This is a genomic window from Arcicella sp. GW821-FHT09D11 (assembly GCF_059416265.1).
On sequence record NZ_JBWKOV010000009.1, the window covers coordinates 114,785 to 133,336 of the forward strand.

Here is an 18,552-nt window from a genome sequence, read left to right on the forward strand (position 1 = left end):
ATTTTAAGTGCATATCTAACGATTAGTGCTAAATATTTGCTTTTCATTTTTTTTACTTTACACCGTCAAAACTACCAGTGACAGCAATTAAGTGTTATTTTTTATCAAAACAATCATATCCCTGATTCATTATGAAACAATTCAACTATCCAATCCTACAAAGGAAAAAAAACCTATACACTATTATGATGTATATTATTTTCTTTTGTATTTCGAGCATTACGCTGAGTGCGCAAACCCTGAAAGGGCGTATAACTACAGACGCAGGCAAAGAAATACCCGGAGCATCCATTTTAATTAAAGGAACAAACATTGGTACGGTTGCTAATAGCAATGGAGAGTATCTCTTTAATAATTTACCTAAAAATGCTACGATTGTTATTACAAGTGTTGGGTATGTAAAACAAGAAATTAGCGTGGGTACCAAAACCGTTATTGATGTTACCTTACTTACTGATAACAGAGAGTTGGGGGAAGTTATCGTGGTAGGTTATGGTACTCAAAAGAAAAGAGACATCACTGGCTCAGTTGTATCAGTTACAGAGGCAACTCTGAAAGAAGTACCAGCACCAAACCTTTTAAATTCCTTAAAGGGTAGAGCAGCTGGCGTATCAATCGTAAGCAATGGGTCTACCCCAGGTAGCCAAGCGTCGATTCGTATTCGTGGTAATCGCTCACTGACAACTGGTAATGGCGACGGACTTGATGGACCTTTAGTCGTGGTTGATGGTATTCCTTATGGAGGACTAAATGATATTAATCCAGATGATATTTCAAATATTGAAATTCTTAAAGATGCCTCTGCAACGGCAATTTATGGTTCGCGTGGTGCGGGCGGGGTTATTTTAGTAACGACCAAAAGAGGTAAAATTGGAAAGCCTGTATTAACTTATGATGGGTATCATGGTATTACGAATATGATGGGCAAATACAACGTTATGAATGGAGAACAATATGCAAAGTTCAAAGATTTGTCAGCAGCTTATAATACCCAAGGTGCAGGAACAACAGCTTATCCTTTAACAGACGAGGAAAAAGCGAATTTAGCTGCTGGCGTTTCAACTGACTGGCAAGATTTATTGTACAAACAAGGGTTTAATACTAGTCATCAACTTGGTTTACAAGGAGGCGTAGAAAATACGCAATATGGGATGGGAATTGGCTATTTCAATGAAACGGGAATTTTGCCAAACCAAAACTTTGACCGTGCGACTATACGTGCAACCATAGACCAAAAAATCGGAAAACATGTAAAAATTGGGTTGAACACAATCAATACATTGACCCATAAGAACGACCCTGCGGGTGGTGGTATTCCAACAGAACTGGTACGTCTTTCTCCATTAGTTTCTGCCTATAATGCTGATGGGTCTGTAAACCTAAATCCTAAAAAAGGTACAATCGAAGCGCAAGCTGTTAGCCCCTTGACGCTTATCTCTCGTGGAGCTGATATCCTTTCAAATGAGCGTTCTTTAAGAACTTTCAATAGCTTGTATGCAGAAGTAAATATCATAGACGGGCTTAAATACCGCTTCAATGCTGGTCTTAACTTTAGCCAAGTACATTTTAATGGTTATAGCCCGCCAAATACATTTGTTAATACAGGAACAGATCAAAGTGTATCAAGTGCAGATATTAGAAATACAGAGTATTGGGATGTGAATTTACAGCACTTATTATATTATGATAAAGTATTTGCTGAAAAACATAAAATAGGGTTAACAGCGTTATATGAAATTACAAAAAACCATAATTTAGGTAGCAATTTTAATGTAAAAGGCGTACCAGCCGATTATATTCAAACTGCAAACTTTACTTTGGCATCTGGAGCAGTTACTGCTAATACTAGTTTCGGTAACGGTTACGGAGAAACAGGATTAGTGTCTTATATGGCACGTTTGAACTATACGTTCAATGATAAATATACGCTTACAGCTACTTTCCGTAGAGATGGTTCTTCTACATTATCGCCAGGGAATCAGTATTTTAACTATCCTGCCATTGGTTTGAGTTGGAATATCATTGATGAACCATTTATGAAAGACCTTACCGTGTTTTCTAACTTAAAACTAAGAGGTGGTTGGGGGATTTCTGGTAACCGTAACGTAGATGCTTATGCAACTTTAGGAGCATTATCTTCTGGATATTATAACTTCGGTACTACTACTGCTGGGCAAGCACTTGCCTATACAGTAACAAGTTTACCTGCAAGCAATTTAGGATGGCAATCAACATCACAATCTGATTTTGGTTTGGAAATTGGGTTATTAAATAACCGAATTACGGGTTCATTTGATGTGTATAAACAAAATACTAAAGATATTTTGCTTTCTGTAAACCTTCCTCAAAGTAACGGAGCAGGTTCTGCCCTGAAAAACCTAGGAAAAACCGAAGGTAGCGGATTTGAATCATCTTTAACATTCGATATTGTTAGAAATAAAAATGGTTTTAATTGGAGTACCGACTTAACTTATTTCTTTAATCGTGAAAAAATTACTCAACTTACAACTCCTTCAGAATTAGACAATAAAGGAAACTTTTGGTTTGTTGGACAACCCCTCACAGTTATCTATGACTACAACAAAATCGGGATTTGGCAACAATCTGATAAAGACAACGGTACGCTTGCAAAACAAACGTCGCCAGTGCAAGTACCAGGAGAAATCAGGGTTGAAGACGTAGATGGTAATGGCAAAATTGATGCTAATGACCGCAAAGTTATTGGAAACTTCCAACCAAAATGGGAAGGTGGCTTTACCAATAGAATCAGTTTTAAAGGTTTTGATTTATCAATCGTTACATACGCACGTATGGGCATGAAAGTATTAGTTCCTTATTTGGCTGGAACATCGGGTGGTGGTTCAGGATTTGGATTCCTTAACCAAGGTCGTTCTAACCAGTTAGTAATGGATTATTGGACAACAGAAAACCCAACAAATGCTTTCCCTAAACCAAATGCAGGTGGTGGTGTAAGAGACTTTACATCCACAACCCAATACCAAGATGGTTCATTTATCAAAGTGAGAAGTATAAATTTTGGCTACACTGTGCCTACAAAAGTACTAGGAAAACTTGGCATTAGTTCTGCTCGTATATACGTGAATGCAACGAATCCATTTATCCTTTATTCGCCATTGGTGAAAGATAAACTTGCGATTGATCCAGAAGGAAATGGATATGGGAATACAATTCAGGGCGGTAATTTCAACCGTGTAATTAGTGTAAACCTAAATAATCCACCAGTACGTCAATTTACTTTAGGCGTAAATCTCAAATTTTAATGATTGATAACGACATGAAAAAAATAAAAATTTCCATACTAGTAGCCTGTACTTTATTTTTAAGTTTAGGTTGTGAAAAAATACTTGAAGAACACCCTCAATCTCAAATCGTACCTTCATACTTCAATAGTCCAGCGGGAGTACTTGGCGGTATTGCAGGGGTGTATAACGAAATTCGTAACCAATGGGGTACTGAAGGGTTCTCTTCAGAATTGCAAGCAGGAACAGATGAATTTATTCAAGGTGCAAGTAGTGGTGGTGGCCCTGTTCATACTTTTAATGGACTCAATGGTACTAACTTTGGTTCGGCATGGGGAACATCATTTACCTGTATCAATACAGTGAATGGTGTATTGAAATTTGGTCAGACTATTGATTTGCCAGAAGCAACTAAAAAACAATATTTAGCACAAGCTAAGTTTTTAAGAGCGTTTTGGTATTTTTATTTAGTTCAGACGTGGGGAGATGTGCCTTTGCATACTGAATTTATAACAGTGCCTTCTCAAGCTGCTAAAAGAGATCCAGCAGCCGAGGTTTATAAACTAATCATTAAGGATTTAACGGAAGCGGCGGCTGATTTACCAGATAAGCCAACTGCTCCATTCTTAGGGAAAGCAGCGACTAAGCCTGTTGCTCAGTTCTTTTTGGCTAAAGCATACCTAACACGTGGCTGGTTGACTAATTCACAAGCAGACTTTGCTGAAGCAGCAAAAATTTCAAGTGATATCATTGCTAATAAGGCAACTTCCGGATTGGATTTATGGCAAGATTTCGGAGATGCATTTGTGCCTGCTAATGATTATGGAAAAGAAACGATGTTTGTCAGCGACCACTCAAATGATGCAAAATTTGGATATTATTCTGTTGGTAGTGGTGCCAGTGGTGGTGCTGGACAAAATCTTACGCCTTGGTTTACTAACTGGAATTACCCTAATAATAGTGGTGTTAACTCAACTGTAAATGCAAGTGGTGTTTTGGTGAATTCAGGTACTTCATTGATGATTCGTGATTCATATTATGGTCGTCCATACCAACGTATTCGTCCAAATAGCGTAAAGCAAGCTACTGGTGACGTTGCTGGAAAGAATTATTTTCTTGACCAAGCTTTTGTAAAAAGAGATATTGATTCAAGATACGCCAATACATTTTATACAGTGTATATCGCCAATCAATCAATTACGAATACTGCGACAGCAGCCAATAACAAAAGAGGAATTGGTTATACTACTCAAATAGGGGTTGATACTGCTGTTTGGCTTCCAGACTTTGAGGTTGTCGGAGCACCTCAATTTAATGGAACAAGACCATTTAAAGGAATTATTGTTCCGCCGAGCCTTTGGAAGTCAGATGTTTATCCTGCAATAAAGAAACAAATGGACCCAAGTCGTGGAAGTAATTTCAATGACCCTTCAACTCGTCCAGTTGTAATTACTCGTTTTGCAGAAGTATATCTTGTAGGAGCAGAAGCTTATCTTCAATCAGGTAATAAAGCAAAAGCTGCTGAACTATTGAATGTGTTACGTCAAAGAGCAGCTTATCGTAAGACTAATTCTGCAGCTCAAAATGCCGCAGCAGCCGATGCTATGTTAATAAAAGAAGCAGATGTAACTATCGACTTTATTTTGGATGAAAGAAGCCGTGAATTATTTGGTGAGTGGATGAGATTCCAAGACTTAGTACGTACCAAGACATTGGTTAAACGTATAAAACTTTGGAATAATGAAGCTAGCCCTTATATAAAAGATTTCCATCTTTTAAGACCAATTCCACAGTCTGAAATAGATCGTACTGTCGAAGGCCCTGCATTTACACAAAATCCAGGTTATTAAGATTTAACACATGACTAGACTGCTCCATATTTTTATATGGAGCAGTCTTTTACTTGGTAGATTCATCTTAAAAGACTTTTAGATATTAACAATAGTTAGCGATAATAGAGCATTTTATCCTGATAGCCTATTTTATGAAAAATCTATTTGCTTTTTACCTATACAGAGCCCATTTTATAATATTATTTATATTAATTTGAAAATTTCATACCTATTGAACATTTTGAAGGAATATTTGGCAATTTGTGCTACTCAATTTTTTATTGATTTGCTTACTTTACACCATCAAAAAAGCGTGATATCGACTGCATACGTATATTTATTACCGAACACATTTATACGGTTGTAGAATCAATAAAAGCTAATACTCAAACAAGCTCAATATTTATGAAACAAATTTACTTAGTACTTTTACTCTTATCAGTCACGCATTGCTTTTCACAAAATAAATCGCAATTAAAGCTATGGTATAACCAACCTTCGGGAAATACTTGGGAAAATGCACTGCCTATTGGAAATGGATTTTTAGGAGCAATGGTCTATGGAAATGTTGAAAAAGAAACCATCCAACTCAATGAGCATACAGTATGGAGTGGTAGTCCCAATCGCAATGATAATCCTGATGCTTTGGCGTCGTTACAAGTTATTAGAAAATTGATTTTTGAGGGCAAATACAAAGAAGCTGAAAAATTAACGAACCAGTCAATTATTACTAAAAAATCACATGGGCAAATGTTTCAGCCTGTCGGCAATTTACATCTTACTTTTGAGGGACATCAAAACTATACAAATTATCGTCGTGAATTAGACATTGAAAAAGCAATTGCCACCACCATTTATTCGGTCGGAGACGTTATTTATACTCGCGAAGCCTTAGTTTCTTTTTCAGATAGAGTAATTGTATTGAGACTCACAGCCAATAAAGCTAATAGTCTCTCATTTACAGCTACTTATTCTTCACTACACACTAAAAAATCAATAGCCACGACTCCAACCAAAGAACTTACATTATCAGCCACTACCTCCGACCATGAAGGCGTAAAAGGCTTGGTTAGACTCAAAGGAATAACAAAAATCAACATTGAAGGAGGAAGTATGACCACCACTGATAGTTCTATATCGGTGAAAGATGCAAATGTGGCAACGATTTTTATTTCGATTGCTACCAATTTTAACAAGTATGATGATATAAGTGCCGACGAAAATAAAAGAGCTTCGGAATATTTGAATAAAGCTTTTTCAAAGTCTTATGATGTCATTATAAATGGACATATAGCGGCTTATCAAAAATATTTTAATCGAGTAAAATTGGATTTAGGGACAACAGATGCCATAAAATTACCGACTGATGAACGATTGAAAAAATTCAACAAGACTTATGACCCTCATTTTGTCACACTCTATTATCAGTATGGAAGGTATTTATTGATTTCCTCTTCACAACCAGGCGGACAGCCAGCCAACTTACAGGGTATTTGGAATAATAAACTACGTCCAGCATGGGACAGTAAATATACCATCAACATCAATACTGAGATGAATTATTGGCCTGCTGAGAAAACCAATCTTTCTGAATTGCACGAGCCTTTAATCAAACTGATAAGAGAATTATCGGAGACAGGCAAAGAAACCGCAAAAGTTATGTATGGTGCTCGTGGATGGATGGCACATCATAACACAGATATTTGGCGCACTAATGGTGCTGTAGATGGCGCATTTTGGGGTGTTTGGAATGCAGGAGGGGGGTGGTTAAGTCAGCACCTTTGGGAACATTATTTATACAATGGTGATAAAAAATATTTAGCTTCAGTATATCCTATTTTGAAAGGTGCAGCTACCTTTTACGTTGATTTTTTAGTAGAACATCCTAAATACCATTGGCTTGTGGTATCACCAGCTAACTCACCCGAGAATGCACCAGGAGCGCATGAAGGGTCTTCTTTAGATGCGGGGACAACTATGGATAATCAAATTGTTTATGATGTATTCAGTACAACCATAAGGGCCGCCGAAGCCCTCAGTAAAGACCATGCCTTTGTGGATACCCTTAAGCAAATACGTAGTAAATTAGCCCCAATGCACATCGGTAAGCATAATCAATTGCAAGAGTGGCTCGATGATGTAGATGAGCCTAATGACCACCATCGTCATATTTCACATTTATACGGTTTGTTTCCATCCAATCAAATATCACCATACAGAACACCTGAACTATTTGCGGCAGCAAAAAATACGCTTATTCAGCGCAGTGATGTTTCAACGGGTTGGAGTATGGGCTGGAAAGTAAATTGGTGGGCAAAAATGCAAGATGGAAATCATGCCTATCAACTAATTAAAAACCAGCTTACACCATTGGGCGTAAATGCTGAAGGTGGTGGTACTTACAACAATTTATTTGATGCGCATCCTCCATTCCAGATTGATGGCAATTTTGGCTGTACTTCGGGGATTACCGAAATGTTCATGCAAAGTGCCGACGATGCGATACATTTATTGCCTGCTCTTCCCGATGTTTGGACGGAGGGTTCTATTCGAGGACTTCGTGCTAAAGGAGGGTTTGAAGTAGTAAAAATACAATGGAAAGATGCTAAAATTATTAAGGTAGTAATAAAATCTAATTTAGGAGGGAACCTCCGTTTACGATTACCCAATGAATTGAAATCAACCAAAGGAGCTAATTTGAGTAAAGCTTTAGGTAAAAATCCTAACCCATTTTATCAATTAGAAGAAACTCCCACACCAATTATTTCTGTAAAATCAACCATTAAACCCCTTGAATTGAAGGAAACGATGCTTTTTGATATACCAACTCAGAAAGGTAGAATTTATACTTTTTCAACAAAATAAATCTTTGAAATTTTATTACCATGAAAATGAAAATATTCGTTTTAGTACTGACATATTTGATTACAATCAATATCACAAACGCTCAAAAAACAACGTTAGTAAACCCTATCATGACGGGCTTTTACCCCGACCCAAGTATTGTACAAGTAGGAAAAGACTATTATCTTATCAATTCTACCTTTTCGTATTTCCCCGGCATTCCTGTTATGCACAGCCGAGACCTCAAAAATTGGAAACAAATTGGTAATGTAATTGACCGCCCGTCGCAAATGGATTTTATGGGCGAGCGTATGACTCGTGGCCTTTTTGCACCTGCTATTAATTATTATAAAGGCATTTTCTATGTAACCTGTACTGATATTGACCACGATGGAAATTTTGTGGTAACTGCCAATAATCCCGCTGGTCCGTGGAGTAATCCAGTAAAACTGCCAGAGGTAAAAGGCATCGACCCTTCGCTTTATTTTGATGAAGAAACAGACAAAGCCTATATCGTTTATAATAGCGACGCCCCTAATTACAAACCCCTTTATTCAGGACATCGTACTATCCGTATGTATGAGTTTGACTATAAAAAGCTAAAAGTTACAGGTGAAGAACAACAATTAGTAAATGGAGGAGTAGACATCAGCAAAAAACCTGTATGGATTGAAGGACCACATATTATGAAGCGTTTTGGTTGGTATTACTTGTATGCCGCAGAAGGTGGTACCTCTGTCAATCACTCAGAGGTTATACTAAGAAGTAAATCTGTTTCGGGGCCATATATACCCTATGAAAACAACCCTATTTTGACACAAAGAGATTTACCAGAAGACCGAAAAGACCCTATTACCTCAGCAGGTCATGCGCAGTTTGTGGATGGGCCAGATGGCAAAACTTATGCTATTTTTCTAGCCGTTCGCCCTTATGAAGGAGACTATTATAATACAGGGCGTGAAACATTTATTGCTCCAGTAGAATGGAAAGACGAATGGCCAATTATTAATCCTTATAGCAAAGAAATTAAATACAGCTATGCCACTGATTTTAAGGAAGAAAAACAAAAAGGAGTATTGCCACAATCGGGCAATTTTACTTATACGTTCAATTTCGACAAAAAACTAGATCCATCACTTTTGTTCATGCGAACAGTTGATTCAAGTTCTTTTGCCCTTTCTTCTAACAAAGGATTGACACTAAAGCTAAAGTCAGCAACCGTAATGGATTTTGCGAATCCTTCTTTCGTGGGAAAACGTCAGCAACATCTTTACAGCACAGCCGAAACAGCCTTGACATTTTCTGCAACAAAAGAAAATGAAAAAGCAGGGTTAGCGATTTTTCAGAATGAAAACCACTTCTATTTCTTAGGTAAATCAATTGCAGGAGGGAAGCCCGTACTACAACTTTATCAAAGTGATACCAAGAATAAAACCATGAGTTTATTGACGGAAGTACCTATTGATGCAATGCAAGAACAGGTAAAATTACGTATCACTTCAGAAGGGGATAAGTACAGCTTTTATTATGCTACTGACAAAGAGAATTGGCAAGTTATCAAAGATAAAGTAGATGGAAAATTTTTGAGTACAAAAACAGCAGGAGGGTTCATTGGTTGTATTTATGGGATGTATGCAACATCGTCTGGTGAAGATAGCAATAATACTGCCTCTTTTAAATACCTCAAATACACAGGTAATGACAGTATGTTTAAGTAAATAATAACGTGGGATTATGCTGTTTCCAAAAACTTGAGAGACAAGTAATGATTAACAGTTTAAGTATTGAACAAAATGATAAAAAGATTTTTATTCCTGACTATATTAATATTTAGTCAAAAAGTATTTGCACAAGTAAAACAGGCACAAAATCCTATCATCTTTGCAGATGTGCCTGATATGGCTATGATTAGGGTAGGGAACACCTATTACATGAGTAGCACAACCATGCACATGAGCCCGGGTATACCTATTATGAAATCAAAAGATTTAGTCAATTGGGAAATGGTTGGCTATGCCTACGACACATTGGCCAGCATCAACGAACTGAATTTAACCAATGGCAAAAGTACTTATGGCAGAGGCTCGTGGGCAAGTAGCTTACGGTTCCATGATGGAACTTATTATCTGACTACTTTTGCACAAACCACAGGCAAAACACATATTTATACCACTAAAAACATTGAAAAAGGCCCTTGGAAAGCTATTTCTTTCAGGCCTTCTTATCATGACCATACTTTGTTTTTTGATGATGATGGTCGTACATATTTGATTTATGGTAGTGGTAAACTCAAATTAGTAGAACTCAAGGCTGATGCTTCGGGCGTTAAAGAAGGTAGTACTGAACAAGTAATTATTGAAAATGCCAGTACGCCGTCAGGAACCAACGGTGGTTTGCCCGCAGAAGGTTCTCAACTCTTTAAAGTAAATGGCAAATACTACTTATTCAATATTAGCTGGCCACGTGGCGGTATGCGTACTGTAGTAATCCACCGAGCCGATAAAATTACAGGACCTTGGGAAGGGAAAGTAGGATTGCAAGATTTGGGCGTTGCTCAAGGTGGACTGATTGATACCCCCGACGGAAAATGGTATTCATACTTATTTCGTGATTTTGGTGGAGTTGGTCGGATTCCCTATTTAGTACCAGTAAAATGGGAAGATGGTTGGCCAGTATTGGGCGAAAATGGTAAAGTTCCCGAAAAATTAGACCTTCCAGCCAATAAAAGTTTAATCCCTGGTATTGTCGCTTCGGATGAATTTACCCGCAAAAAAGGAGACCCAAGTTTGCCTTTAGTATGGCAGTGGAATCATAATCCTGACAATAATTTATGGTCAGTTGCTGAAAGGAAAGGATATTTACGATTAAAAACAGGCAGAATTGATAGCAGTTTTGTTTTAGCCAGAAATACGCTTACTCAGCGAACAATCGGACCCGTTTCTTCGGGAATTACGTCTTTAGACATTTCAAAAATGAAAGAAGGGGACTTTGCTGGATTGAGCCTACTACAAAAAAACTTTGGTTCGGTAGGTGTAAAAATTGAAAATGGAGAAAAATCAATTGTAATGTATAGCGCTTCTTCTGGGAAACCTGTTGAGGTACAAAAAGTATCCCTAAAGCAAAATATCATCTTTTTAAAAGCTGAATGTGATTTTAAAAATCGTGCTGATACAGGTTATTTCTTTTATAGTCTTGATGGGAAAGTTTGGCAACCTATTGGTGAGCCTATCAAAATGCCTTATACTATTCCGCATTTTATGGGTTATCGTTTTGGGTTATTTAACTATGCGACTAAAAATATAGGCGGATATGCCGATTTCGACTTTTTTCGAATTGAAAATCAGATTTCAAAACAAAATTAATCTGGTCAAAAAAGGCATTAATGGATAGCAATAAGTCAAAAAAAATGTTGATGAGATTAAAAACTAAATTCTTTTATACATTAATTCTTGTGGGGATTTTAAGCTCAATGCTTACTCAATCGGGTTATGCACAGCAATTAGGAGGGCTCACTGCCAATATCATTTCAGAAAAGAATGATGCTAATAATTCGTTTCCAATAGTTTCTAACAAAATAGCCTCGCCTATTTGCTTCGATGTTGCTGATTTTAAAGGTGTTATTCGTGCAATTGGTGACCTAAAATCTGATATTAATGCTGTAACAGGTATTAGCCCAAATGTACTTAGTACCGAAAGTAGTTCAAATTACGAAATTGTAGTAGGTACTATCGGAAAGAATAAACAGATAGACCAATTGATAGCCTCTAAAAAGTTGGATGCTTCGGATTTAAAAGGGAAATGGGAAAGTTTTGTCATTACAACAATAGAAAACCCTAAAAATACAGCTCAAAAGCTCTTGGTAATTGCAGGTAGCGATAAGCGTGGTACTATTTATGGTATCTACGAATTATCTAGGCAATTGGGCGTGTCTCCTTGGTATTGGTGGGCAGATGTTCCTGCCAAAAAACGAATAAATGCTTACGTCTTATCTGGTAGATATGCCTCTGGGGAACCCAAAGTCAAGTATAGAGGCATTTTTATTAATGATGAAGCACCCTGTTTTACAGGGTGGTCAAAAGAGAAATTTGGAGGGCTGAATAGTAAAATGTACACTCATATGTTTGAGTTGTTATTACGCTTGAGAGCCAATTATTTGTGGCCAGCGATGTGGGGTAATGCCTTCAATGAAGATGACCCTGAAAACCCTCGTATTGCAGATGAATATGGTATCGTTATGGGAACATCACATCACGAGCCTATGATGCGTGCCCAAAAAGAATGGGGAAACCATCGAAAAGAATATGGTAATGGCGAATGGAACTATCAATCGAATGAAGCAGGATTGAAAAAGTTTTGGGAAGATGGTCTCAACAGAAATAAAGATTACGAGAATGTCGTCACGATGGGTATGAGAGGTGATGGTGATTTACCGATGAAAGATTTTGGAAGTGCGGAAGCCAATTTTAAAGAGCTTGAAAGAATCATGAAAGAGCAGCGAGAAATCATTCAAAAAGTTACTAAAAAACCAGTTGCTCAAACGCCTCAAATATGGGCACTTTATAGCGAAGTACTTGAATATTTCGACCAAGGTATGAAAGTTCCTGACGATATGACCATCTTACTTTGTGATGATAACTGGGGAAACGTTCGTCGATTACCAGAATTAGGCGCGAAAAAACATCAAGGAGGCTATGGTATTTATTATCATGTCGATTTACACGGTGCACCTCGCGCTTATCAATGGCTCAACATGACGCAACTACCACACATGTGGGAACAACTACAACTCACTTATAGTTATGGGGTCGATAAGATTTGGATACTAAACGTAGGTGACCTAAAACCTAATGAATATCCTATGGATTTCTTTCTTAGAATGGCATGGAATCCTACAGCTTTCAACGAAAATAATCTGAACGAATATGCCAAACAATTTTGTCAAGAACAGTTTGGAGATGAATATGCTATTGAAGCAGCCGAAATTATAAGCAATTACTGCAAATATAATAGTAGAATTACGGCTGAAATGATGAACCACAAAACATATAACCTTCAAAGCGGTGAATTTCAACAGGTAAAAGATGCATATTTAGCCCTCGAAACCAAAGCCCTTAGACAGTTTATAGCTTTGCCAGAAACTCATAAAGATGCTTATACACAATTCATTCTTCATCCTGTAAGAGCTATGGCTAATTTATACGATATGTATTATGCCGTGGCCATGAATGAAAAATTAGCGGCTGAAAAAGATATAAAAGCCAACTACTGGGCTGATTATGCTGATGCGTGTTTCAAAAGAGATGCTGAATATTCAAAAGATTATAACTTCAATATAGCGGGCGGAAAATGGAACCATATCATGGATCAAACGCATATTGGTTATAAATCATGGGACGAACCACGTGGGGGAAATATCAAGCCCACTGTGAGCAGAATAACAGTCGAAGAATCTAAAAATGGAGGATATGTTTTCAAGGAAAAAAATGGTGTTGTAGTTATGGAAGGTGAACACTATTTTAATACAGAAGCAAATGCCAAAACTCATTGGACAGTCATTCCTGATTTAGGCAGAACGCTTTCGGGTATTGCATTGATGCCTTATACTGAAAATACCCAAGGGGCATCAATTAAGTACAAAATGAATCTTCAGACCAAAACCGATAGTGTTAAGGTGCGTGTATTTTTTGACTGTACTTTACCTTTCAAAAAAGGAGGACATCGTGTAGCTGCCTTATTTGAAGGAGCTAGTGAAAAGGTTTGGAATATCAATGACGAGCTAACTTGGCAAAATAATTATACCAAAATGTACCCAGCTGGGGCTGCTAGAATGATTGAAACCAGTGTAACGGTAGCTTTGCCCAAAACAACAGATGGCTCGCAAGTATTGAGTATTAAACCTCAAGACCCAGGCGTAGTAATTTATAAAGTAATTGTAGATACTGGTGGTTATGAGCAAACACATTTGAAAATGCCCGAAAGCGCTTATACAAGACCATAATCCTATTAAAAAGCTTTTTTACAAAAAAGATGAAAAATAAACTCTTTGCGATTATCCTTATTTTAGGAGGCTACGTGGCTAATGCTCAGCAGATTATTCCTTTATATGAAGGTGCTGTTCCCAATGCCAAAGCCACTAATATACCCGAAACTGGTGGCGACAAAGGAATGTATAAAGATGTGACTGTACCGACGTTGGAATACATAAAACCTGAAAAACCAAACGGAACTTCCGTAATAATAGTAGCAGGGGGTGGCTATAGCGTAATTGTGTACAATGGCGAGGGGATAAGTACTGCCAAAGCATTAGCAGACAAGGGAGTATCGGCATTTGTGTTAAAATACAGGTTGCCCAATGACGACATAATGGTAGATAAAAAAATAGGTTCTTTACAAGATGCCCAGCAAGCCATAAAACTTCTACGAGAAAATGCCGACAAGTATGGTATCGATAAAAATAAAATAGGCATTATGGGTTTTTCGGCAGGTGGGCATTTGGCCAGTACAGCTGCTACTCATTTTGAGAAATCGTATATCGAAAATCCTAATAACACTAGCCTCCGACCTGATTTCCAGATTTTGGTTTACCCTGTTATCAGTATGAAGGAAGGTCTTACACATGGCGGTTCACGGGACAATCTTATCGGTAGAAACCCTACTGATGCAGACATTGAAGTTTTCTCTAACGAACTGCAAATCAAAGCCAATACACCGCCAGCTTATTTGACTCATGCTGCGGACGATAAGCTGGTAGATGTGGACAACAGCATTTCATACTTTGAAAATTTACGAAAGAACAAAGTTGAGGTGGAAATGCATATTTATCCCAAAGGTGACCACGGCTTCATTTTTCGCCATAAAGGTTGGATGGAACCACTTTTCGACTGGATGAAACGTAACAATTGGTTGTAATATTCACTGTTTTTAAAATAAAAAATACAATGAAAAAATATTTAATTTTCTGTATTTCAATATTGTTTTTAATAAGTTTTGCTACGTTTTCTCAAGCATGGGAGCCTATAAAAACTCAAAATGGATTAGTACAAGGTACTTTTGAAAACGGTCAACAGGTTTTCCGTGGTATTCCTTTTGCTCAACCGCCAGTCGGTCAGTTGAGATGGAAAGCGCCACAGTCTGCAACTAATTGGGAAGGTGTAAAAACAACCACAAATTTTGCTCCTGCTCCCTATCAAGGTGGAAACCCACCATCGGGTAAAAGTGAAGATTGTTTGTACCTAAATGTTTGGAGTCCAGCTAAAAGTCCTAAAGAAAAACTACCTGTAATTGTATGGATTTACGGCGGTGGTTTTGCCTTTGGTTCTACCGCAGAGGGAGTTTATTCTGGCGAAAAATTGGCAGAAAAAGGGGTGGTATATGTTTCAATTGCTTATCGAGTTGGGCAATTGGGCTTTTTAGCACATCCAGAATTAAGTGCCGAAACTCCTCAAAAAACGTCTGGGAACTATGGCTTACTTGATATGATAGCGGGTTTGCAATGGGTTAAAAATAATATTGCAGCTTTTGGTGGAGACCCATCGAAAGTTACCATTTTTGGAGAATCTGCAGGAGGAATAGCCGTGAGTATGCTCTGTGCTTCGCCGTTGGCCAAAGGGTTATTTCACGGAGCTATTTCACAAAGTGGGGGTTCTTTTGGCCCAGCGAGAGTAACTACATACCCTGGAGAAAATCAAAAATTACTAGCCGATGCCGAGCAAAGTGGCTTGGAATACATGAAAAAAGTAGGGGCAAGTTCGTTGGCCGAACTTAGAAAAATAGACATTGAAAAACTTCCGCAAGGTTTTGGTATGCCTGGGGGATGGCCTATTATTGATGGCTATGTGATTCCTACCGACCAGCACACACTTTACGAGCAAGGCAAATACAACCATACTCCAATTTTAGTAGGTTATAATTCTGACGAAGGGTTGAGTTTTAGTCCACCAAAAACACCCAAAGATTATATTGATGGCGTACAAAAACGCTATGGAAAATTTGCCGATAATTTAATAAAAGCTTACCCTGTGAACGAAACTACTGTATCTAAAACTGCCCGAGATTTAGCACGTGATGCAGCCTTTGGCTGGCATACTTGGGCTTGGGCAAACTTACAGTCTAATACCAGTAAATCGAAAGTATATTATTATTATTTTGACCAGCACCCCGATTTTCCTGAAAATTCACCACAGTACGGGCAAGGCACACCACATGGACACGACGTAGGCTTTGTATTTGGACATACCATTCCGCAAAGTAAATTAGCCACTGCTACTGATGCCAGTATTTCGGATGCTATGGTGAGCTATTGGACAAACTTTGCCAAATATGGTGACCCAAATGGAGCTGATTTACCCGTTTGGCAACAATATACTAAAAGTAATCACGCTGTAATGCACTTTTCGCAAAGCCCCAAAATGCGTACAGTTCCCAGTGAAGAATCTTTGAAAGTATTAGATGAATATTACAAGTGGCGTCGTACATCCGATGGAAAAGAATGGGCTAAATAATTAGCAATTATTTAAAATGAATATGAAAAATAATTTCATTAATACGCTATTGCTTTTGGCTTTGAGTTTTACGGTTTTGGGGCAGATAAAAGCACCAAAGCCAGTTTTGCCAGTGCCTTCCAAAAATCAGTTGCGTTGGCAACAAATGGAATATTATAGTTTCATCCATTTTTCGGTAAATACTTATACAGATATGGCTTGGGGTTTAGGTAACGAAGACCCAAAAATATTTAATCCCACCAAATTAGACTGCCGTCAGTGGGCTCGAATATGCAAACAGGCAGGTATGAAAGGCATAATTTTTACTGCCAAACATCATAGTGGCTTTTGTTTATGGCCATCGAAATACACCGATTATTCGGTAAAAAATGCCCCTTGGCGAAATGGACAAGGCGATATGGTAAAAGAACTCGCCGATGCTTGTAGAGAATATGGTTTAAAATTTGGCATATATCTTTCACCTTGGGACAGAAACCATCCTGACTACGGTAAACCTGAATACATCACGTATTTTCGTAACCAACTCACGGAGCTATTAACCAATTATGGTGAAATATTTGAAGTGTGGTTTGATGGAGCCAATGGTGGCTCAGGCTACTACGGCGGAGCAAACGAAACCCGAAAAATTGATGCTAAAACTTATTACGACTGGCAGAATACCTACAAACTGGTAAGAAAGCTACAACCCAACATAGTGATTTGGAATGATGGTGGCGACCGTGCCGATTTACGCTGGGTAGGCACAGAGGCTGGCTATGTGGGTGAAACCAATTGGAGCTTGCTCAACGCCACTGGCGATGTACCCGACCAAATGCTACGCTACGGTGTAGAAAACGGCAATGCTTGGGTGCCAGGCGAGGTAAATACCTCTATACGTCCAGAATGGTTTTATCATCCCAAAGAAGATAAAAAGGTAAAAACGTTACCTCAACTCATGGATACCTACTATAATTCGGTAGGGAGGAACGGAACTCTTTTGCTTAATTTCCCGATAATGCCCAATGGACTGATACACGAAATAGACGAAAAAAACGTGCTTGCTTTTGCCCAAGCAAGACGTGAGGCTTTTAGTAAAAATCTTTTAATAAATACAAAAACTCAAGCTACTAATATACGAGGAAAAAGTAGCCAGTTTGCACCACAAAAAGCCATTGACCGAAATAAAGAAAGCTACTGGGCTACTGATGATAGTATCACAAAAGCCTCATTGACGGTGAGTTTTGCAAAACCTACAGCATTCAATCGTTTTTTGATCCAAGAGCCTATTTGGCTAGGGCAAAGAGTAAAAGCCTTTACCTTAGAAGCAAAAGTAAATGACACTTGGCAACAAATTGCCAAAGAAACTACCATTGGCTACAAACGAATTTTGAGATTTAATACCGTCAAGGCTACGCAAATTAGGCTGAACATTACCGATGCTAAGGCTTGCCCACTCATTAGCAATATGGAGGTGTACCAAGCTCCGATTATTTTAACGCCCCCACAAATTACCCGTAATCAGGCAGGAGAGGTGCATATTACTCCAACAGATGCTGAGTCAGAACTGTTTTACACGTTGGATGGTAGCATACCAAACTCAAAATCAAGCAAATACGTGGGTGCTATTGCCACAGGTTTGGGAAAAGTGACGGTAAAAGCCATTGCGTTTAGCCCCCAAAATAAGTTACAAAGCGAAGTAGCCGAAGAAAAATTTGAAATTGCTCGTAAGCATTGGTCAATAGTAGGAATACAGGATAAAAAAGCCCTTAATGTTTTAGACGGTAAAGAATATACGTCTTGGCAAAAAGACAAAGTACCAGCCGACTTAATAATTGACTTAGGTAAAGAGGAAAACCTTGTAGGTTTCCGATACCTGCCCGACCAAAACTGGTGGGCCGAAGCCAGTATAATTTCGCAATATCAATTTTATGTTTCAAATGATAATTCCAACTGGCAACTGGTAAGCGAAGGCGAATTTGCCAATATTAAAAATAACCCTACATGGCAAATAAAAGAATTTACTGATGTAAAAGCCCGATATATAAAACTGAAAGCCTTAAAAAACATTCAAGAAAACTCAGCAACTGGTTATGCTGAAATTGATATTTTAACAAAGTGATTTACTAATATTCAATT

Annotated in this window: 9 protein-coding genes; all 9 read left to right on the forward strand. The window is 38.1% G+C overall.

Annotated features, from left to right (window positions below):
- Positions 1-185: 185 nt before the first annotated feature.
- The 9 genes from AC07N0_RS20015 (at position 186) to AC07N0_RS20055 (ending at position 18,535) form a co-directional block, all read left to right on the forward strand.
- On the forward strand, positions 186-3,281 hold the full coding sequence (locus AC07N0_RS20015; RefSeq protein WP_494590698.1) for a SusC/RagA family TonB-linked outer membrane protein: 3,096 nt from the start codon (positions 186-188) through the stop codon (positions 3,279-3,281).
- 14 nt (positions 3,282-3,295) lie between these two features.
- The gene (locus AC07N0_RS20020; RefSeq protein WP_494590699.1) at positions 3,296-5,110 is read left to right on the forward strand and encodes a RagB/SusD family nutrient uptake outer membrane protein; all 1,815 of its coding nucleotides are present in this window, start codon (positions 3,296-3,298) and stop codon (positions 5,108-5,110) included.
- Between the two features lie 387 nt (positions 5,111-5,497).
- On the forward strand, positions 5,498-7,957 hold the full coding sequence (locus AC07N0_RS20025; RefSeq protein ID WP_494590700.1) for a glycoside hydrolase family 95 protein: 2,460 nt from the start codon (positions 5,498-5,500) through the stop codon (positions 7,955-7,957).
- Between the two features lie 26 nt (positions 7,958-7,983).
- Positions 7,984-9,654 (forward strand): glycoside hydrolase family 43 protein, encoded by a 1,671-nt coding sequence (locus AC07N0_RS20030; protein ID WP_494590738.1) that lies wholly within the window; start codon positions 7,984-7,986, stop codon positions 9,652-9,654.
- 75 nt (positions 9,655-9,729) lie between these two features.
- The gene (locus tag AC07N0_RS20035) at positions 9,730-11,298 is read left to right on the forward strand and encodes a glycoside hydrolase family 43 protein (protein WP_494590701.1); all 1,569 of its coding nucleotides are present in this window, start codon (positions 9,730-9,732) and stop codon (positions 11,296-11,298) included.
- 50 nt (positions 11,299-11,348) lie between these two features.
- Positions 11,349-13,934, forward strand: coding sequence for a glycosyl hydrolase 115 family protein (locus AC07N0_RS20040; protein WP_494590702.1), 2,586 nt, complete (start codon positions 11,349-11,351; stop codon positions 13,932-13,934).
- A gap of 29 nt (positions 13,935-13,963) precedes the next feature.
- Positions 13,964-14,845: an alpha/beta hydrolase gene (locus tag AC07N0_RS20045; RefSeq protein WP_494590703.1), complete on the forward strand. Its 882-nt coding sequence runs from the start codon at positions 13,964-13,966 to the stop codon at positions 14,843-14,845.
- A gap of 29 nt (positions 14,846-14,874) precedes the next feature.
- Positions 14,875-16,437 carry a carboxylesterase/lipase family protein gene (locus tag AC07N0_RS20050; RefSeq protein WP_494590705.1) on the forward strand — a complete coding sequence of 521 codons (1,563 nt, stop codon included), beginning with the start codon at positions 14,875-14,877 and terminating at the stop codon, positions 16,435-16,437.
- Positions 16,438-16,459: 22 nt separating this feature from the next.
- On the forward strand, positions 16,460-18,535 hold the full coding sequence (locus AC07N0_RS20055; protein WP_494590706.1) for an alpha-L-fucosidase: 2,076 nt from the start codon (positions 16,460-16,462) through the stop codon (positions 18,533-18,535).
- Positions 18,536-18,552: the final 17 nt, after the last annotated feature.